Annotated in this window: 9 protein-coding genes; 7 read left to right on the forward strand and 2 right to left on the reverse strand. The window is 46.2% G+C overall.

Annotated elements, in window-relative coordinates:
• Positions 1-28: 28 nt before the first annotated feature.
• Positions 29-895, reverse strand: a complete 867-nt coding sequence (locus K1X61_13715; protein ID MBX7109704.1) for an ABC transporter ATP-binding protein — start codon at positions 893-895, stop codon at positions 29-31.
• Between the two features lie 296 nt (positions 896-1,191).
• On the opposite strand from K1X61_13715, the gene K1X61_13720 reads away from it, so the two are divergent.
• The 5 genes from K1X61_13720 (at position 1,192) to K1X61_13740 (ending at position 7,708) form a co-directional block, all read left to right on the forward strand.
• Positions 1,192-3,045, forward strand: coding sequence for a T9SS type A sorting domain-containing protein (locus K1X61_13720; GenBank protein MBX7109705.1), 1,854 nt, complete (start codon positions 1,192-1,194; stop codon positions 3,043-3,045).
• Between the two features lie 210 nt (positions 3,046-3,255).
• Positions 3,256-4,095, forward strand: a complete 840-nt coding sequence (locus K1X61_13725) for a prephenate dehydratase (protein ID MBX7109706.1) — start codon at positions 3,256-3,258, stop codon at positions 4,093-4,095.
• Positions 4,092-5,222: a chorismate mutase gene (locus K1X61_13730; GenBank protein MBX7109707.1), complete on the forward strand. Its 1,131-nt coding sequence runs from the start codon at positions 4,092-4,094 to the stop codon at positions 5,220-5,222. The genes K1X61_13725 and K1X61_13730 overlap by 4 nt, the downstream gene beginning before the upstream one ends.
• A gap of 138 nt (positions 5,223-5,360) precedes the next feature.
• The gene (gene aroB, locus K1X61_13735; protein ID MBX7109708.1) at positions 5,361-6,434 is read left to right on the forward strand and encodes a 3-dehydroquinate synthase; all 1,074 of its coding nucleotides are present in this window, start codon (positions 5,361-5,363) and stop codon (positions 6,432-6,434) included.
• 59 nt (positions 6,435-6,493) lie between these two features.
• On the forward strand, positions 6,494-7,708 hold the full coding sequence (locus tag K1X61_13740) for a 3-phosphoshikimate 1-carboxyvinyltransferase (GenBank protein MBX7109709.1): 1,215 nt from the start codon (positions 6,494-6,496) through the stop codon (positions 7,706-7,708).
• 57 nt (positions 7,709-7,765) lie between these two features.
• On the opposite strand, the gene K1X61_13745 is transcribed toward K1X61_13740, so the two are convergent.
• Positions 7,766-8,491 (reverse strand): RNA methyltransferase, encoded by a 726-nt coding sequence (locus K1X61_13745; GenBank protein MBX7109710.1) that lies wholly within the window; start codon positions 8,489-8,491, stop codon positions 7,766-7,768.
• Positions 8,492-8,565: 74 nt separating this feature from the next.
• Here K1X61_13745 and K1X61_13750 point away from each other — a divergent pair, with 74 nt between their 5' ends.
• Both K1X61_13750 and K1X61_13755 read left to right on the forward strand, forming a co-directional pair.
• Positions 8,566-10,833 (forward strand): BamA/TamA family outer membrane protein, encoded by a 2,268-nt coding sequence (locus K1X61_13750; GenBank protein MBX7109711.1) that lies wholly within the window; start codon positions 8,566-8,568, stop codon positions 10,831-10,833.
• Between the two features lie 500 nt (positions 10,834-11,333).
• Positions 11,334-22,709 (forward strand): S8 family serine peptidase, encoded by an 11,376-nt coding sequence (locus tag K1X61_13755; GenBank protein MBX7109712.1) that lies wholly within the window; start codon positions 11,334-11,336, stop codon positions 22,707-22,709.
• Positions 22,710-22,931 lie beyond the last annotated feature (222 nt).

Genomic DNA, 22,931 nt, shown 5'->3' on the forward strand with positions numbered 1-22,931 from the left:
GGATGAATATTTATGGAAATTGTTTGCTTCAATTGAGGCCGGCGATTCTCGAAAAGAAAACATCTTCCAGGTCTGCATCTGCCGCCGCGAATCCTTCACCCGGATCATTGCCATTGTAAATGTGTATCAGAGGTTGGCCGCCTACCATACGGGTTGAAATTACTTTGTACCGTTCCATATAGGCAGGCACTTCCGCTTTGGAAATATACTTTGTCCAGATTTTTTGGTGGAGCGATTGCAGCGCATCAGCGGGTGAACCGGCGAAGAGCAAAGTGCCTTTGTCAATGATGGCCATGTTGGAACATAATTCCTTAACATCATCCACAATATGGGTGGAGAGAATCACGATCCGGTTTTCTCCGATTTCAGAAAGCAGGTTGTAAAACCGGTTGCGTTCACCCGGATCAAGCCCTGCTGTTGGTTCATCAACAATGATCAGCCTGGGATCACCAAGCAATGCCTGAGCGATACCGAATCGTTGCTTCATGCCTCCGGAAAAGCCGCTGAGTGATTTTTTGCGGTCGTTATATAAATTTACTTTTTGCAGCAATGACTGAACAAGTTCTTTTCTGCCGGCAGTCAGGCCTTTCAGCACAGCAATATGCTCCAGCATGTCCTGTGCGGAAACTTTAGGATACACACCGAATTCCTGCGGGAGATAACCCAGTATTTTTCGCACCGCCATTTTATCTTTCAGCACATCTATCTCCTCCAGCTGAATGCTGCCGCTGTCTGCATCCTGCAGTGTCGCAATGGTTCGCATAAGGGTTGATTTGCCTGCACCATTTGGTCCGAGCAGGCCATACATGCCGGTTGGAATGGTCAGTGAAACATTATTGAGTGCTATCACACCGTTTGCATATGTTTTGGATAATCCCTGGATGGTAAGCTGCATAACTATGATTTTTTACAATGATAAATAATGAGAGGCAAAAGAATGGATAAAAGTTACAGTTAGCGGCAATAAGATGATGTCATTTTTCCCTAACTATGCTTTTCAGAGGCTATGAAATCCGGACTATCAGCTGTTTGTGCAGGAAGATGCCGGCTTAAACCTTCCATACGTGCGCTGCGTAAACGGGATGCGCGGCTTCCTTCATTTCTTTCAGCAGTAATGCCGGTCGTGGATATTATTCATGTAAGCGCTGAATATTAATTGAGTTATTTTAGCTTCACTTAAAATTATTATCCATGAGATTTGAGTGGATGCTTTCTTTAAGCCTGTTGATCGCTGCTGCAGAATCGTCTGTAGCGCAACAACTGCCGTTTCATATTGCATTGGGCGGAACAGAAAAGGTGAGTGAGATCAGCAATGACTGGAGTCCGTCACTGATCAGTCTTGAGCATGAAGCCGGTGATGAGTTTAAGGATATGAAAATGCTGGAAGAGAAAAAGGAGCAATTGCAAAAGCAGATCGATAGGGCAAAGGCGCGCATCAACAAGACGTCAGCTACAAGAGATGTATTGGATACGCCGTTTGTATGGCGCAATTTCCAGGGCAACCTCTATAATTATTCCGTTCCCAACGATAATGATATTGCAGTTTCCAACAGCGGCTATGTGGTGTCGGTGATGAATTCAACCATTTTTATGTACGACCTGAATGCGGATACAACAATAAAGTATATTTCACTGGATGCTTTTGCAACAACATTGGGCAATGTCAACGACAAGTATGATCCCAAAGCCATTTATGATCCGGTGGAAAATAAATTTGCGGTGGTTTTCCTGGCAGGATTCACAGATGTTACCTCCAGTATTATCGTGGCTTTTTCGCAAAATGATTTCCCCGGCGGGGCATGGAATTTTTACGAATTGCCCGGCAACCCGTTGAATGACTCGTTGTGGAGTGACTATCCCGCCATTGCACTCACAAAGGATGAGTTATTTATAACCGTGAATCATCTGCATAATGATGAGCCATGGCAAACCGGCTGGGTCAGAAGTGTCATCTGGCAAATTAACAAGTCGGGTGGTTATGAAGGCACGGAGCTTTCAGCGATGCTGCATCATGAAATTGCCTTTAACGGTCGCAGGATCAGGAACCTTTGCCCGGTAAAAGGTGGCAGTACTTTGTATGGGCCTGATGTATATTTCCTGAGTGAGCGGAACCTCGATGTTTCCAATGATACATTTTTCCTGGTGCATCTCACGGATACCATGAATAGCCCGTTACAGGCCCTGGAAGCCAATGCACTGAAATCGGATGCGGGCTACTTTATTCCGGTTAATGCAAAGCAATCTTCCGGAGGCGACCTGGCCACCAACGATTCGAGAGTGCTTGGCGCATTTTATGAAAATAACAGGATACAGTTTGTGGGAAACACGACAGACACCCTTACGGGCACGGCTGCAATTTATCATGGTGTAATCTCAGATGTGTCCGGTGCACCTGGGCTGGCGCTGCGGGTGATGTCGGATGATACCATTCATTACGGCTATCCGAATATTGCTTACAACGGAACGGGCAGTCAGGACAACGCCGCCATCATTGTTGTGATGCGCAGTGCTGTGAATTTGTTTCCGGGATATTCAGTGATCAGTACCGACGGAGCGGGCAGTTATTCGTCTTTAAAGAATGTGAAGAACGGTCAGTCTTATGTTTCTGTCATCCCGGGAATAGAACGGTGGGGCGATTATTCCGGTGCGCAGCGCCGATACGATGATCCTGGAAAAGTGTGGGTCAATGGCTCGTTTGGTACAACAGCGCATAAAATTGCAACATGGATTGCTGAGATAGCGCTGGATCCGCCGCCGACAGGTATCAATGCACCCGTGGAAAATAAAGACGTGGTGCAGGTGTATCCTAATCCTTCAACTGAAAAGATTACGGTAGCATTCAGCGTCAGTCATTCAGCCATCGGCGTTTTTGAATTAATCGATATACAGGGCAGGAAGGTGAAGACACTGTTGCAGGAAAAAGTACATGCCGGTAAAAATGAATTCACTTTTTCCACACAACCGTTATCATCCGGAACATATTTTCTGTTCATTACCATTAACGGAACGGTGATTGCACGGCAGGAAGTTATCAAAGTGCAATAGCTCCGTGGAGGTGTTTATACGGGTGCAGGTAAAGCCATCCGTTCAGCTGCTGTTGCATGATGTTGCGTTCCGGTGGTACTCTTTACATTACGCCTAACTAACCGTTGTTAGCCAAAACCCTTATCCCGTGCGGGTTTCAGGCAAAATAAATCTTTCGATACTTGCATTTTCGTATAACTTTGTGACCGTTCTGTACGTAAGAACATCAACATGCGGAGGAAAAGGGTTTCCATACAAGGCATTGCAGCATCGTTTCATGATGTGGCTGCGCAAAAATTTTTCGGGCGCAACATTGATATCATTGAGGCGAATTCATTCCGCAGTTCCTGTGAAAAAATGGTGAGCGGGGAAGCGGACTATTGCGTAATGGCGATTGAGAATTCTACTGCCGGCACTATTCTTACCAATTACCAGTTCATCACCGACTACCGCTTACGCGTGATCGGCGAAGTGTACCTGCAGATTGAATTGCACCTGATGGGGCTGAATGGAGTGAAGATCGATCAGATTGAATATATTCATTCTCACCCGATGGCTATACGGCAATGCGATGAGTTCCTGCTGCGTTTTCCCGATAAGAAAGTAATGGCATTGAATGATACGGCAGAGTGTGCCCGGAATGTGCGTGATCAGCAACTGATGAATACGGCAGTCATCGCCGGCGATGCAGCCGCAGACCGTTATGGCATGACGATACTTCACTCCAACATCGAAACACATAAGAGAAACTATACACGGTTTCTCGTTTTGTCAGATAAAAACATAAAGATTTCTGGAGCCAACAAAGCCTCTATCAGCTTTCAGCTCGATAACTCACCGCGCAACCTGAAAAAAGTGGTGGATATTTTAGGTGATTACTGGATCAACCTCACTAAGATTCAGTCGGTGCCGATTGTGGGAAGGCCAAATGAATACACATTCCTTGTCGACCTTGAATGGAGCAAGTATGAAGATTATGATAAAGCAATCACCAAGGTGCTGAAGAAAACTTTTAATCTTTCAATTCTCGGTGAATACCGCAAAGGAAAATTTGTAACAGCAAAACTATGAGCACAAAAAAATTAGATCTTGAACTCATCCCAACCAGTGAATGGTTGCCATTTGACAAAAAACCCATCTTGATTGCCGGTCCGTGCAGTGCGGAGTCGGAGGATCAGCTGCTCAAAACGGCTAAAGGCATCAAGAAGCACTTCGATCAGTTTGTTTTTCGTGCCGGTATCTGGAAGCCACGCACGCGTCCCGGCATGTTTGAAGGCATTGGCGTCATCGGACTTGACTGGATGAAACGTGTGAAGGAAGAAACCGGCGCGCTGCTCACCACAGAAGTTGCCAACCCGATGCATATTGAAAAAGCATTGAAAGCCGGTATTGATATCCTCTGGATCGGCGCACGTACAACCGCCAATCCTTTTTCAGTAACTGAACTGGCAAGCGCGCTGAAAGGCGTTGATGTGCCTGTGCTGGTAAAAAATCCGGCCTATCCCGACCTTCAGTTGTGGATAGGTGCTCTTGAAAGGATCAACCGTGCAGGTATAAAGAAAATGGCCACCATTCACCGCGGATTTCACAGTTATGAAGTGACCATGTACCGTAACCAGCCACAGTGGGAACTGGCACTTGAATTAAAAACCATGTGCCCCGACCTTCCGATGATCTGTGATCCAAGTCATATCTGTGGTAACACACACCTTACCGCCTATGTTGCACAAAAGGCGATGGATCTGCATTATGACGGCCTGATCATTGAAACACATATTGATCCGCTGCGCGCACTGAGTGATGCCCGTCAGCAGATCACGCCCGACAGGTTGTTCGAAATTATTTCCAACCTCATCATCCGTTCAGATGTAGTGGAGGAAAACAAAACAAGGTTGCAGGAATTGCGGGAGAAAATCAATGGAGTGGATGAAGACCTCTTGCAAACACTTGCTTCGCGGATGCTGTTATCGAAAGAGATCGGCGACTGGAAACGTGAAAACAATGTCATCGTCTTCCAGGTTAGCCGTTGGGAAGAGATTCTTAAAAAGGTGCTCGATCTTGGAGAAACGATGGGCCTCAACCGTGATTTTGTGAAGGCATTGTATGTGCAGATCCATGATGAATCAATCCGGACACAGGTGGAGGTAATGAACCTTGCCAAGAAAAAGGAACAACAGGCTGTTGGCTCGCAGGCCTGATTTGCCTGGTGAAGATTTTACACCAGCATTACGGTTGACAACACTGATTTCACTTTCGGCGCGTGGTGAAGCCGTCGGGTTGTGCATGTTAACAGTTGCAATACTTTCCTCGATTCATGCATACATTACCTGATTAATATGTCAGCAAAAAAGCATCAGCTTACCCCGGGTATTTTTTATAAAAATTTTGGCAGATCATTCACGGATTTTCTTGCCGGGAAGAAATATTCTGCGCACTTCATATTGGTGGATGATCAGACCGTGAATTATTGCCTGCCATATTTGCTCAGGGAAGTGGAGCTATTAAAAGCGGCGAAGGTGATTGAAATTTTTTCAGGTGAAGCTTTTAAAAATATTGATACCGCGCAGCAGATCTGGGAACAGCTTACAGATGCACATGCCGACCGGCATGCCGTGCTCATCAACCTCGGCGGTGGCATGGTGTGCGATACCGGCGGTTTTGCCGCAGCTACTTTTAAGAGAGGTATTGACTTTATTCATGTACCCACAACGTTACTCAGCCAGGTAGATGCAGCTTATGGCGGAAAGCAAGGCATTGATTTTAATCACTTCAAAAACCAGGTCGGCGTTTTCAAAAATCCTGTAGCGATTTTTGTGCAGGTTGAGTTGCTGAAAACGCTTCCGCAGGAACAATGGGTGAATGGTTTTGCAGAAGTAGTGAAGCATGCATTGCTGGCTGGCGGTAAGAACTGGAAACAGATTAAAGGCACAGAAGATCTTGCTGCTGTAAACTGGAGAAAAGCAGTTCACGACTCATCAGCGATTAAGCTGGAAATTGTTGCAAGAGACCCGCTGGAAATGGATTTACGCAAGATCCTCAACTTTGGCCATACGATCGGCCACGCCATTGAAACCCATTTGCTGAACAGGGGAGAACCGGTGTTACATGGTTACTGTGTGGCTGCCGGAATGATCGGCGAACTATTTCTTTCGCAGCAGTTATGCGGCTTTCCCGCAAAGAAAATGCAGGAGGCAATTGGATTGATCCGCCGGCATTTTCCGGATGTGCAGATACATGCTGATTTTGATGCGGAACTGGTCGGGCTGATGAAGCAGGACAAAAAAAACAAGGCAGGCCGCATACAGTTTGCTTTGTTGCAGGATATTGGTGAGCCGGTGATTGGTGTGGAAACCGATGAACAATTCATCGTTCAGGCACTGGATTATATTCGCAGACTGTCCGCAAAGTAGATTTTTAAGGCTCCTTCAATTTCCGCTTTGAAACCGGAAAATAGCAGAACAGGATAACGATGGTTTATAAAATTTCGAAGCACGACAGGCAAATTAAAGGACATATCTACCTGCGTGGCTCAAAAAGCATCAGCAACCGCGTGTTGATCATGGAAGCGCTGATGGATAACACGATAGAGAAACGCAACCTGTCAGATTCGAATGACACAGCCGTCATGTCTTACTTGCTGAACGCTTCAACTGTTACACTCGATGCGCATGATGCCGGCACGGTGTTCCGTTTCATGACGGCTTATCTCGCCTTCAGGGAAGGCAGCCACATACTGACCGGCAGTGAAAGAATGAAGCAGCGTCCAGTTGGTGATCTTGTTGATCCGCTGCGCGAATTGGGTGCAAGGATTGAATACCTGGGAAAGCAACAATATCCGCCTTTGAAAATTACCGGCGGATCTTTAAGGGGAGGAAAAATAAAAGTTCATTCCGGTATCAGCAGCCAGTTTGCTTCTGCGTTGCTGATGATTGCTCCCTGTATGGAACAGGGGCTGACACTGGAACTAACCGGCGAAGTGGTATCTGAGCCCTATATTGAAATGACGCTCGCCCTGATGCAACATTTTGATGTCCGTCATGAAAGAAACGGCCAGGTCATACATGTTCCTGCTCAACGCTACAAGCCACGGAACATATTTATTGAATCCGACTGGAGTGCAGCTTCTTATTACTATGAAATGGCTGCCTTCAGCACTGAAACGGATCTCACCCTGTCAGGATTGCTGCAACAGAGCTTTCAGGGTGATGCCAAAATTGCGGCCCTGATGGAACGTTTCGGCATTCAGACTACCTATACAGAACAGGAAATAAAACTGAGCAAGTCGGAGCAGACAGGAACGTTTGATTTTTTCCTCAACGATCAGCCTGACCTTGCGCCGGCGTTGTTAACCACTTGTGGCGGTTTATCTCAAACGGCACGATTCACGGGTTTGTCGCATCTTCAGTATAAGGAAAGCGACCGTGCGGCTGCATTGCAGCAGGAGCTTGCGAAATGTGGAATTGCACTGCAGAAAAATGGAGATACAATCACCACCGGCGGTAAATTTCTTCCGGGCCATTATACCTTTTCCACCTATGCGGATCACCGGATGGCCATGTCTTTCGCACCGTTGGCGATGCTATGCGGTCATGTATATATTGATGATCCGATGGTGGTTAAAAAATCCTATCCAGGCTATTGGGATGACCTGCAACTGCTGGGTTTCAACATCAACGAACTTTAATTGCGGTTAAAACTCACCGGATAAGGTGACCATCAATGCGTTAAGTCCATTTCGACATCATGGTGTTTTCGACCGGAACATAGCGCACACAATACCTGCGGCCACAGCTGCATTCAATGATTCTGCTTTTCCGGTACGGGGAATCGTTAGTTGCTTGCTGATGAATGGTGTAAGCGACGCCGATATGCCGCGTGCTTCATTACCGATGATGATAAATGCTTCCTGCTTTAAAGAAGCCGAGAAAATATTTTCACCCGTCAACTGCGCTGCATACACCGGCAGGGAAGGAAATTTTTCAAACAATGCAGTTAATTTAGTTTCTATCACTTTCACGCGCACGAGGGAGCCCATCGATGCCTGAATCACTTTCTGATTATATACATCTACGCATTCTTCCGAACAAAAAATATAGGGAATGCCAAACCAGTCGGCAATGCGCACGATCGTTCCCATATTCCCGGGATCACGGATATCGTCCAATACAAGATTGAGGCTGGACTGAACAATAGCTTCATCAATAGTACTGGCCATCATCTCCATAACCAGCAAAACACTCGATGGCTGCATCAGCCCCGAGACTCTTTTCATTTCCGCTTCACTAATCTCAATCAATGTTGCACTGCTATTCCTCAACAACCGCTCATGTTCTCTGATCCAATCCGTCGTTGCAATGATTTTGTCAGCGCGAAAGTCGGAGACCAGCAATTCTTCCGCAAGCTTTTCACCTTCGGCAACAAAGCATCCTTCCGTTATGCGGTGCTTTTTTTGTTTTAGTGAATTCACGTATTTTTCAATCGATTTACTCAACATACATGCAACTTTTGGGGCTCAGTGTAAGATACATCCTTTTGCTGGTTTTGATAGCTCCATTACTTACCGGTTGCAGCAATACGCGTTACCTTTCCGCCGACCAGGTATTGCTGAAAAAAAATGAAGTGACTATTCAGTCAGCAATTGACTACCGTAAAATCAGGCGCAACATTGAAGAAAACATTTCGCTGGAAAGCAAACTCGCAACACTTGCGCGGCAACAGCCTAATAAAAAAACGCTGGGCCTCATCAAGCTCAACCTGACTATTTACAACCGGTACTTTACTACTGATACGGCCGGACTGTATCATTGGATAATCAATAATATCGGTGAGCCGCCGGTATTATTCGATTCCACTACATTACCGGTATCAGAGAACATGATGCGAGATTACATGGTCAGTAAGGGATACCTGCTGTCATCCCTGACCTATGATTACAGGATCAGGAAGAAGCTGGCTACGCCGCATTACTATGTTTCGCCCGGGCCGCTCTTCACCATCGACAGTGTATTTTTCCCGCAGGATACCACGCATCTTGTTGCCGTTATTGATGCCGCCAGGCAAGGCACGCTGCTGAAGGCAGGCAATGCTTTTGATGCAGATGTGATCGGCAGTGAACAAACGCGGATCTATCGTGAATTGCTGGATCACGGCTACTATCATTTTTTGCGGGAGCATATTTATTTTGAAGCGGATACATCCAATGCAAAGCATGCAGCCAATGTATATGTGCGAATAGGCGGAAACAGAACAGATGAAGATATGCAGGTGCACTATATCAATAACATTTATGTGCGGCCTGAATTTTATCCGGGGCAGGAAGCAGTTAATGCACACCATGATACCACCGTGTTTAACTCATTTTATTTCATTGATGCAGGCACAAATATCAGGATGGATGCGGTGTCAGGTGCAATTTTCATGCAAAGAGGAATGCCGTATTCCAGGAAGGATTATGACTATACACTCAGCAGGTTATCCGATCTCGGTGTCTTTAAATTTATCAGTATCCGCTTTGAAGAAAGAGATGATCATCAGCTCGATTGCATGATCTACCTCACACCCGGGAAGAAACATGCCCTTACCACGGAAGTGGAGGCCAGTAACATCGAAGATAATGTAGGTGCAGCGGTAAAGTTTGCCTATAAGGATAAGAATGTGTTTCACAGCGCCAATACTTTTGATATCAGCTTTAATGCAGGAACGCAGATCCCGGTCTTCAACAAGGACAGCCTGATTTTTAATGTTACCGGGCAGATGAATTTTTACCTGCGTCGCTTTGTGGTGCCTTTTAATACACAGAATTTTTCGAGGTACTTCAATCCGCGCACGAAAATTTCTTTGCTGGCAAATTATTATCAACAGACGAAAATTTATGTGCTCAACAATTATTCTTTCACGTTCGGATATGAGTGGAAGGAAAATGCTTTGAAGCGTCATGTGCTCAATCCATTTTCGGTCAGCTATGTTAACTCTTCGATCCTGAGTGATGCCTTTCAGCAGCGACTTGATGATGATCCTTTTCTCCGGCAGTCGTTTGAAGATCAGCTGATCGCCGGCATGAACTACACGTATATCTTTTCCAGCCAGGGGCAGAACATCAGGCAGGAGTTCACTTTCTTTCGTTTTTCGGCTGAAGTAGCAGGTACTAGTTTGTACCTGCTGAACTCGGTAACAGCCGGTAACAACACTGATACCAGCGGGCGATATGTTTTATTTGGTACCAATTATGCCAATTTCATGCGTGCGGAAGGTGACCTGCGTCACTACTTCCAGTTCACGGAAAACAGGTCGCTTGTATTGAGAGGCGCTGCAGGCATGGCGATCAATTACTGGAATTCAGACGTAATTCCCTACATCAAGCAGTTTTATCTTGGCGGAACAAGCAGCATGCGGGCATGGAGTGTTCGTTCGCTGGGGCCCGGCGCTTACAAGGATACTTCCAACTTTTATAACAGTGCGGGTGACATCAAGCTGGAAGCAAATGCCGAATACAGGTTTAATATTTTCGGGAGGATGAATGGTGCTGTTTTCCTCGATGCCGGCAACATCTGGCTGCGCAAGACTGATCCGAATAAGCCTGACGCCAATTTTGAATTTGACCGCTTCATGAGTGAAATTGCCTTGGGAACCGGCATTGGATTCCGGTTCGATTTTACCTACTTCATCCTTCGCCTTGATGTAGCAACGCCGCTGCGTGATCCCTCTTATCCTGCCGGCGAAAGATGGGTCATCAGAAGATTCTCTGATGGCAATACAAACATTGTAAAAGATAACCTCGTATTTAACCTTGCCATCGGCTATCCGTTCTGAGATTCTGCCTGTCAAACGGCACTAAACGGCCGATGTCATTAGGAGCTCTCTCAAAACAGGCAATTAATGCCGTCATGCCTGACTTATTCCGGCAGCTGTCAATGAATTGAAGAGATCATGTTCCCCATCAATCGGGGATATGATGACTCCGGGTATTTTGAGATAGCTTCTAATCTTAGTTTGAAGAATTTGTCGCTGAATGACGGCAATAATCAACCATCATTTGCGAAGATGATGCAGTGCAATCACCTGGCTGATTATGGCATACCCATGATGAAGCTGAACATATTTTTAATGTTGTGAGATCCCAATGGTACGTGCCATGTTTACGCAACAGTTTGCTTGCGGATAAGTATTAGTAAAAAATTAGGTTCAGTTCGCAAAAATGGCTATGTTGGCTTCGCAAATTTTTAGCCCGGCTACCCTGCATCCTTTCAGCTGGCAAGAATTGACTGAATTTCGCCTTGTTAAGTCGTTAAAACACCCAAAATCCAACCACCATGAGTTCATTTTACCAGACTGATTGTGTTCATTCTCTGAATACGCCGGCTCGCATTTTTGAGAATCCACCTGCTGTTTTGAATTCAGGTTTCAGGAAGAAATCATTGTTACCACTGCTTTTTTTCTTTTGTCTGTTTGTGCTTCTTGCTCCCGGAAAAGCAAAGGCGCAAGATTTCCGTACGATACAATCGGGCAATTGGGAAGATCTTTCCACCTGGGAGGAATTTGACGATGGCATTTGGGGTGACCCTTCTCATGTGCCGGATTACAATGATGGAACCGTTACTATCATGGATGGTCACACGGTAATTACAAATGCACTCTTAACAATTGATCAGACCATTGTTCAAAACGGCGCAACGCTCAATGTGAATGCCTTTACCCTTATTGTTAATGACGGAGCAGGTTCCGATTTGACGGTAGATGGTGATATCAATTTCTCTAATGCTGAACTGGAGGTAAGCAGTGGCGCTGTTGTGGATGGCTCGACAAACTTCTTTTATAACGGGCTGGCATTGGTCAACAACGGATCAATTTTTACTTCCGTTTTTGTCATGGGTGCAGGTGCTACCCAAACGATTTATGGCACTGGCAGCATTGGTACATTTCTTCCTTTCACCTTTGCGCCAGGTGGAATCATTATCGCCGATGAACAAACGATTACTCAACAGCTTTCTTTCAACTACGGGAAGATACATACCACCAATTCCGGCAAACTCATAATCGGAGAAGGAGCGTACATCATTAATGCCGATGACAGCCACTATGTAATTGGCAACCTCGAACGGGTTTTCACCGACAATACCTGGCAGTCCTTCCCGCTAGGTGATGTGGACAGTTATGCTCCCATAGATTTTTCTCCCGACCTTGTTTATAACGGGGGCCTTGTTGCACGTACCGATGCCGGCGACCATCCGGATATTGCCAATTCGGGAATTGATGAGAGCAAAACCGTCAACAGGACATGGACGCTGACAGTGGACGACATTGGAATGGTTGGCTATGCAGTCACTTTTCACTGGGATGCCGCTGATATGGATGAAGATGCTGATCCAATGAGTTTCGGTGTCGCAAAGTATGATGCACCTTATTGGGAGCCGGTAACCGTTATCAATCGCACGGCAACTTCTATTACCATTGACTGGGATGAACCAACTGCAAGCGATTTCCAGGTTGGTGAATTTACCTGTTCCGCCCCGTTAATCACTTGCGCGGCCGATTTCAGCGTTTGCCAGGATGCCGCGCAGGGAGCGTGCGGTGTATTGTTCTTTCCGGAAGAGGTACCATCACCTGTCATTCTGGATGACTTTGACAGGCTGATTACCTACACGAATGTATCGATTAATGGAGGTACCAATTCAGCTATTGTGACCCCGGGATCTACAGTAACCCTGAACTATGATTATTCGGTTTTCTTTGATGCCGGTACCGGGTATTGTCCTGGTTGCGTTGTGCAATCTTCAATTGGTCTTGGTTCCACTTTCAAAACCCTGCAGTGTGAGACAGGCATCAGCAACGGATCGTCCGGTAGCTATATTTCCGGCGACTTCATCGCTCCGGATGCTCCGGGCATCTATTATCTTACACAGGAAGGTTCCCTGGATTACTGGTGCCAGGAATTTAAATTTAACAATGACCCTGCGAAAGCAATAGGAGTGCTGATTGTGGGTCCGCCTTATCCAACTGCAACAGGTGGATGCGGCCCTGTGGAATTTACCAATGATGCACCGGCCTGTTTCCCGATAGGCACAACTGATGTAATCTGGACCGCTACTGACTCACTGGGCAATACCGCCACTTGCACACAGCATATCACGGTTGATCCGGCCACCATTTATCATCGCGAAAGAGACGGTGATGGTTATGGTAGTACTACTTACGCTGTTTATGCCTGTTCTCAGCCAAACGGATTCGTTTTAGATAACGGTGATTGCAATGATTACAATCAATTTATTTATCCGGGCAATGGCTGCTCTTCACCTGTTGGTGAAGCTTTGCATTTTGATGGGGTGGATGATGTGGTTGTAGGCCCAGCTGAATTGATTCCGATTAATGACAGCCCATATACCGTTACCGTGTGGGCTAAATGCGAAAATTCAAACAATAATGAACTTGTCAATATTGTTTCCCAGGGAAGAAAATTTTACATAGGCCGATTTTATGATGGAACAATACGTGCCGGTGACGGATGGCTTACAAGTGCGCCATTCCCGGCTGATGGACTTTGGCATAATTATGCAGTAGTGCGGACTACCGAAGACATGTACATCTATATTGATGGCGTACTGGTTGCTTCAAAAGGATCGCCACAGGAAAGCCCGGGCCCGACATTTGATAACCCGGTTGCTACATTTTATATCGGAACACAATGGTCAGGAATCTCTGAATACTGGCAAGGCCCTGTAGATGAACTGCGGATATGGAACAGGGCTTTATGTACGGATGAAATTGCGGCAAAAATGAATTGTGAATCATTGTCCCCGTCTGAACCCGGTCTGGTTGCCGTTTATCATTTTAACCAGGGGATTATCGGAGAGAACAATGCTTCGGATGACATATTGTTTGACAACAGCGGCAATGGCCATGATATGACGTTGCAAGATTTTGCTTTGACTGGTGGATCATCCGATTGGATGCAGCCCGGAGGTGTTATCTCGGGATCTGACTGTGATGAGATTAATTTACAAACATGGTATGCAGACAGTGATGGCGATACGTACGGTGATGCGTCCATTTCCATCACGATAGCTGATATATGCATTCAACCTTCCGGCTATGTCGACAATGACCAGGATTGCGATGATACCGATCCGGAATTATATCCCGGCAACGGATGCGCAGGCTTCCCCGGAGCTGCTTTGAGTTTTGATGGCAATAATGACCGGGTAGAGATTCCTGACGACGACAACCTTGATCCGCAGGATGGCATTACGCTGGAATGCTGGATAAAAATTACTTCCTTATCCAATTGGTCATCATTGATCATGAAAACAGCCAGCGGCACATGGTCAGATGGCTACGGCCTGGATCTGATCGCACAGTATGATGGAGAGGGATATTCAGACCCCAAACTTGAATTTTTTGTAGGCGGATATAGCAATGTAGTGCAGGGCAATACCATCTTATCGCTCGACACATGGTATCATGTGGCAGCAAGCTATGATGGTGCTGTTATGAAACTATATATAAACGGAGTGTTGGATGCTTCTGAGCCGCTGGATATCCTGTTGATCAAGACTGCGCATCCGCTCGTGATTGGTAATGACGATGGCGGATACCCGTTTCATGGTCTTATAGATGAAGTTCGCATATGGAGTACTGCCTTATGTGAAGGCACGTTGGCGGCAGGTATGGATTGCGAAGCGCCCGGCTCACAAAATAATCTGGTAGCACTTTATCATTTTAATCAGGGCATAGGAGGATACGATAATAGCGGCGGCGGTGCGATAGACTATCTTTCGGATGAAAGTGGAAACAGCCATGATGGTCAACTGTATAATTTTGCATTGGTAGGCAGCAGTTCCAATTGGGTGGTTGATGCCGGAGTTACAACCGGAAATCAATGCGCACCACATAATGATATTATTTATTATGCCGATAACGATGGTGATTCCTATGGCGATGAAGGCAATGCTATTGTTGCAGAAGAATACTGCACACCTCCTCCGGGATATGTCGACAATTCAGGTGACTGTGACGATACCGATCCGTTTGTACATGCTAACTGCTCCGTCTGCAATCTCTTAATGACTGACGGCAACTGGAAATCGGCACCGCAGGATCCTGAACCGGATGAAGGATGGGAACAACCCGGTTATGATGATTCAGCATGGAATGCGGCAGAAGACCGCGGACCTGATTACGACCTCTTCCGCTTCAGTGAAGTGCCAAGGCGAATATGGGATGCGTCACACGATAATTACCCCAGCACAACATACCTCAGGAAGACATTCACGCTGAGTGGAGCTGACCGCATGATTATGGACTACCACGTGGATGATGATGCCACAATTTATATCAACGGTAACCTGGTGGTGGGTGACGATAATGATTGCGGGGCCAACGCTTACTTTAATATTGATGTTACAGATTACCTGAATTTGAACGGATCCAACACCATAGCCGTAAAGGCTGTCGATTGCCAGGGCGATTGGTATTTCACTGCCGAGCTATTCAATGGATATTTTCCAGATAACGATGATGACGGATATGGAGAAGAATTCGCTCATATAGTTTGCCCTCCAATGCCTGCGGGTTATGCCACCAACAATCTGGATTGCGATGATGGAAATCCCAATATCGGCGCACCATCAAAATTATTTTTTGATGATGACGGAGATGGTTACGGCGATGTTAATAATTATACAATTACCTGCGACGCTGGCGGCGGGGGCGGTGGTGAAGGAGGAGGGGAAGGTGGCGAAGGTGGCGAAGGTGGTGGCGGTGGCAATCCTTGGGTTAACGATAGCACAGACTGTAATGACTATGATCCCAATATCAATCCGGGTGCAGTGGAACTTTGTGATGCAGTGGATCAAAACTGCAACGGAATATCCGATGAAAATAATTCATTGGCCTTCGATGGTTTTGATGATTTTGTCACCGTGCCCGACTTCGGTATAGGTACGGATGATTTCACGCTGGAAGCCTGGATCAAACCCGTGATTGGATCCCGCGGCTATATAATCTCTAACAGGACTGATGAAACCGGGGAGCAGGGATATTACTTTGATTTGAATATGCTGGCTGATGGTCATGTGGAACTGGAACTTGCGGAATGCGGCTACACTGGAACATTCCTGTCACTCATCTCAAATACGGCCGTGGCTGATGGCCAATGGACGCATATTGCTGCAACACGGAATGCCAATAATGATATTTCCATTTATATCAACGGAGAACTGGATGTTACACACACCGATGTTGTACGCAGAAACCTCATATCAACTTATAATGTCGGAACTTTTGGCGGTGAATCATTCCTTAATTCATCCTACTATGCAGGCTCACTGGATGAGGTACGCGTCTGGAATGTAGCCAGGTCGGAGCAGGAACTGAAAAAATACCGCGTTGCCTATATAGATGGTCAGGCCACCCTGAACAGGTATTTTACTTTCGATCAGGGTACAGCGGACGGCATGAATGAAAATGTCACAATCGCAAAAGACCGCAGCGGCTACGGCATAACGGGCACACTGAACAATTTTGATCTTACTAATTCTGCTTCTAACTGGTCTGGCGGATATGCCGGAACCGTATATGCCGACAATGATGGCGATGGTTATGGTGATCCGGGCAACTCCGTGGTCACTACAACTCCCTGTTTCCTGTCCCCGGCTTATGTGTCTGATAACTCCGATTGCGATGATAATGCTATTGCAATAAATCCGGATGTGCCTGAGATAGCGGGCAATGGAACAGATGAGAACTGCGATGGTACACTGGACGAAGTGGCAGGCGATTATGTTTCAGACCGGTCAGGAGACTGGAACAACACCCTTACCTGGAAAATGTATGATGGATCAGTATGGAGCACGCCTGCACAGCCGCCAGTATATGACCAGGCCAATACGATTACCATCAGGAGCGGTCATATAATAGCTGCAGCGGAAGATCATACGGTGGATCAGTTGGTGGTGCAGCAAGGCGGCCGCCTGGAGATGAACAGTGCTTCATTATACGTGGTCGACGGACCGGGAATTGATTTCGATTGCAACGGAGATTTTCCACTCATGGCTGCTGCTTTGCATGTAGCAGAAAATGGTGAAGCAAGGTTTGAAGGCACAGCAGTTTTCACCTGCGGCGCTTTTTCTTCGGTGCATGGCCCTGGTATCGTTAATCTCTACCCCGGATGCAGCTTTGCCATTAACGGAACCAATGATGGGATTACATTTGGAGACGGAGTGACCATTTATAACTACACAGCTGCCAATTGGAACTCTGGCAATATCATATTCTCCGGCAACCCGTGTCGTTTTGAAAATTATGGACAGTTTAACATTAATGCGGCTGCCACTTTTTCAAGTGATAACAGCATGCACGAATTTACTAATCATGGAAGCGAAGGCCTTGTAAGCGCTGATCTAACCGGGCAGGCTGTGCTGGATATCAGCTTCACTAATAATTCAAACCTGGAAATCTTACAGGGAACATTGCAGATTAATGACAACTCACATAATCAGCAAGGTTCAATAACCGTCGGACAAGACGGAACATTGTACCTTCCGGATAGCTACTACCAGCTTGGAGATGTTACCAATAACGGAACAATCAATGGCATACTCATGATGCTGAGTAGTTATAATCCGCAGCAAATCAGCGGAACGGGCACTATTGAAAAACTTGTCATTGGTAATCAGTATGGAGTTACATTAAATGGTGATCAGTCAATTGCCAATGAGTTGTTTTTTCAGAACGGAAATCTCATCACCGGTAACAATAAGATTATTATCAATGAGGGAGGATTCATCTCTACCGCCGGTAATGGCAGTTATGTACAGGGTAACCTGCAGCGTTATTTCGCTACCCCAGGTCCGCTTGAGTTTCTTATTGGTGATGCTGCGCATATAGCGCCGGTTACATTGGATCCGAGTTTTACAGTGCCGGGATTTGTTATGGCCTCAACTAGTGCTGGAGATCATCCTGACATTACACATTCAGGCATCAATGCCAGCAGGAGTGTGAACAGGACATGGACCATTACCAACCAAAGCCTTGTATTTTCGGAATGCGACATTTACTTCAGTTGGGACAATTCGGAAGTGGATGCCACCGCGGATCCTGCCGCGTTTGTAGTGGCAAAATACGATGCGCCCGACTGGATTTTGCCTGTTATCACCGATGTACAGCCTGCCTCTATTGGGGTGCTTGATGTAACTTCTTTCAGTGAATTCCAGATTGGCGAACCGTTGTCTTGTAACATGACTGTAAGCACCGCTTCCGGTGATACACTATTACTGTGTACGGAAAGCGGACAAACGAGCGGTAATGTCAACCTCATGATTAACAATGGTACGCCGCCTTATTCTTATTCGGGCGATGATACATCTAACCTTGTGGCAGGCAGTTACCATTTTGTGGTAACCGATGTTAATGGCTGCACCGCTGCTGCAGATCTTGAAGTGTTGCTGACGCATTGTATCATTCCTTATTACGCTCCGCCGTTAAATGATACAATCAGTAACCTGATTGGTTCAGAGTTGACACAACTCTATAGTTTCCCTGATTCTATCTATGACACTACTTCCACTAACAATATCTTCACGATTAATTATATCAAGGGAGAGGTATTGATTGAAGTGATTGCAACCGTAGATCAGTATGATGCTTTGTTCGCGTTGTTGCAAACACCTGAATACGGTATGAATTCATTTATTGACAATGGTGATACAACGCTTATTATCACAGGCTTTTTCCCCATTGCCAATTTGTATAAACTGAATTTGCTGATCGGGCAAATTAATTATGTGCGGCCTTACTATAAACCGATTGCATCGAACTTTGCCACAACCGGTATTGCAACATCGCAGGGCGATAAAGCGATGGCCGGCGACAAAGCGAAGGAAGCATGGAAGGTTTCCGGTGCAGGAGTGAAGGTGGGTGTGCTGTCGGATAGTTACAATACTAAATTCGGCAGTCCTGCGAATACCGATGTTGTCAATGGTGACCTGCCGGGTGCCGGAAATCCAAACTATACACAGCCGGTGACGGTCTTAGAGGAATATCCCTATGGGACAGGCACGGATGAAGGCCGTGCCATGCTGCAGATTATTCATGATGTGGCACCTGGTGCACAACTTTACTTTAAATCAGGATTTATCAGCGCCGGTAATTTTGCCGAAGGCATAAAGCAGCTGAGAGATTCCGGATGTAACGTAATTGTGGATGACATCACCTATATCACCGAACCGTTTTTCAGTGATGGTATTGTTGCACAGGCTGTAACGGAAGTTACCCAATCTGGCTCCCTGTACTTTACTTCCGCAGGTAATTTCGGCGTTAAGTCCTATGAAGGCGATTTCACTCCGATTCCGGCACCGGATGGGTATGCCGGCGTTGCGCATGACTTTGGAGGCGGTGACTATTACCAAAAACTCGTCTTGCCGGAAGGCACTTATACCATTGCACTGCAGTGGGATGATGATTTCTATTCAGTCGGCGATACCACCGGTGCGCTGAATGACCTGGATATTTATCTCGTAGATCAGTTTGGCAACAGGCTCTTCGGCTTCAATCGCGATAACCTGGGCGGCGATCCGCTGGAAGTGTTACCATTTGTGGTGAAAGCTACCGTGGAAGCAAATATTATTGTTACCCGCAAGTCAGGTTCAGGCAATGTACGGTTCAAGTATATCATCTTCCGGGGTGATGGAATCATTGATGAGTATAACCAGGGCACAGGCACGGTCATCGGGCAGGCAAATATCGATAGCTCGATCGCTGTAGGTGCCGTCTTGTATAAAAACACGCCGGCCTATGGTGTCAATCCGCCAACTATCGCATCGTTCTCTTCCCGCGGAGGTACTTTGGTGAACAATGAAAACAGAATGAAACCTGACATTGCAGCACCTAATGGTGTGAATACAACGGTAGATTTTGGTGTGGAATTCAATATTGATAATCCACCCGATCTGCTGCCTAATTTCTATGGCACCTCTGCTGCTGCTCCACACGCTGCTGCGGCGGCTGCACTGCTCATTGAAGCAAAGAAAAAATATTATAACAATGAATCATTCAGTCTTAAGCAGATGAAGTCGCTGCTTCAGTCTACGGCAATCGATATGGATGTAACCGGATATGATGAGAGCTCAGGTTATGGATTGATACAGGCTGACAAGGCATTACAGACATTTTCCAACTCCTTCCCGCTGGTTGATAATTACTATCTGGCGGATTCCTCAAAGGTTCCCGGCGACGAGGCTGTCACTGTGGTGTTAAACGGAGAGTTTATCAATGAAAATGCTTCTGTTATTTTTCTATACGACACTATTCCTGCCGTGGTCACAAACGGAACGCAGCTCATCGCCGAAATACCACCATTCCTTGGTAACCCTCCGCTTGAAATCTATAACCCTCCGATGTCACCGAGCGGATTGGATGGTGGTGCCAGTGATCCGGTATATCTAAAGAGTGCGCCACCACAGAATGTGGTAGTTACAGTTTTAGATGCTGTTAAGAAATACGGAGAACGGATTCCTGACTATGCCCTGAATGTGACGATTAATGATGAACCGTTATGGCAAACAGGGAAGACACTGGAGGAATTGGGACTGACGGACATCACTTATTCCTCATCAGCAACCAGTTCGAGTAATATCGGATTGTATTACCGGAGAGCGTCATCCGCCGTAACGGATTTGTCGAACCCGCAATCCTTGGCGCTGTCTGAATTTTACAACTACCGGTTTGTGGATGGTGTGTTGTCAATAGAGCGGCTGCCACTCACGGTTACTCCGCGTGATACCACTATTACCTACGGATCAGCTATCAATGGAAAAGCATTGAAATTTATTTATGAATATGATGCTTCCAACATCGATCCTTCCGAACAGGAAGGATTTCTTGACTCACTGGAATTTACCCACGAGTCGAATATCTCCAGTGCAGTAGTGTTTGTGGATGGCAAAGCAGCTGTAAACGGTCAGCCTATCTCGGAAGAGGACTTTCTGAATGTAAGCTTCATGGCGAGTGGCAAAGCAGCGGTGAATGGCAAAGCAGCGGTGAATGGCAAGGCGGCTGTGAACGGAATCGTATATGACACTACTTATTATATCCCGCTGGCGCCGGAATCCATATTCGAGTACCTGGAAGATTCAGCCAATGCTACTTTGCATAATGGCAAAGCGGCAGTCAACGGCAAAGCGGCTGTGAATGGCAAAGCCGCTGTTAATGGAAAACCAATGGTGAACGGTAAAGCAGCTGTGAATGGCAAGGCTGCCGTGAACAGCAGTTCCTTCAATGATGAGACTAACGAAAATGTAATGCTGATTGTTGATTCGCTGGATGTATATGGTAATCCGGGCGATTCATTGAATGATTATCATTCAGTGAATATGATCAGTGGCATTACGGTTGGAACGTGGCTGATTGCACCGGGCGTATTGATCTCCGAAAATTTTGATATCAATTATGGTCTGGGGCACATCACCATTTTGCCTGAGGTGCTTACTGTGAAAGCGAATGATGCTGTCGCCGGTTGTGGCGGCGTGCAACCTGCATATTCCACCACCAATTCGATCTATCAGTTCCAGGATGCCGATAGCACTGTGATAGAAAGCGGGCCGGTCTTCACTATATTGGATGAATTCGGGCAAGAGGTTGGAAACGGAAATCTCAATCCCGGTACATATCAGATCATCCCATCCGGAATTGTTCAGAAACAAGATCCCGCTAACTACATCATTCAATATGAGAGCGGAATACTTACAGTTGGCCCCGAAACTGCAACCTCCTTTGCAGATGCAGCTTGCGATGCTTATGTCCTGCCCTGGGGCGAAACGGTGAATGTTTCAGGTCAGTATAGCCACACTTATTACAATGTGGCCGGCTGTGACAGCGTAGTAACCGCAAACATCACGATTAATAATAGTCCCGGTGCAAACGTCACTCCGGCCGGACCGGTTTACGAATGCCAGGGCATACCGGTACCGCTTACTGCAAATAACGGAGATGGCTTCACCTACCAGTGGTATAAAGGGCCTACTGCTATTGTTGGTGCCACCAACAGTATTTATGTCGTAAATAATTCGAAAAACTACAGTGTTGTGGTAACCGGAGTTGGTGGCTGTAGCAGTGCTTCCAATGTAGTGACTGTGACGCGGCTTGCCACACCCAATGCCAATATCCTCATTGTGAATCCTGACAATAATCCGGATTTATGCGTGAACGATAAGGTGAAGTTGCGGGGTAATGGTGCTTCCGGAATTCCGCTTGGTTACCAATGGCATTATAATGGTGCGGAAATCGATGGAGCCACAGGCAGGGACTATGTCGCACTGGAAGAAGGCAGTTACCGACTAACCGTTACGAATCTGAATACAGGATGTTCAAAGCTTTCGGTGCCTGTTGCCGTGATTAACAGTTGTAGGGAAGAAGGTGTTCAGGATCAGCAGTCACCTTTATTCAGCATGTATCCGAATCCTACCGATGGTAACTTTGTATTGTTGCTCAACTTGTATGATGAATCAGAAGGGATGGCAACACTTCAGGTGTATAATTCCCTCGGCCAGGTGGTGATAAATGAAAATGTTCCGGTTACAGAAGGCAGGCTGATAAAGGAAATTAACCTGCAGGAAGGTGATGCACGCGGAATGTATTTTGTAAATGTGAAGTTTAACGGGCAGGCATATAATGGTCAGATAGTTTATCAGCATTGATTTTTCCCCGCCTTGCATGCTACAGGAAACTCCTCCGTAACCCGGGGGAGTTTTTTTTAGCAAGCGCTTTAAATACGATACATCGTTTTCAAGGGTGAGGCTGTGGATCAGTTGGCCGTACTATCATTCGATACATAAATGCGCCGGTAGTGCAACATTTGTTAAAAACATCTCACCTGATTGTTGAAAATAAAAATTAATTTTCTCCCGTCATTTGAAAAT

The organism is Chitinophagales bacterium (assembly GCA_019694975.1).
In the GTDB taxonomy this organism is placed as follows: Bacteria; Bacteroidota; Bacteroidia; order Chitinophagales; family UBA10324; genus JACCZZ01.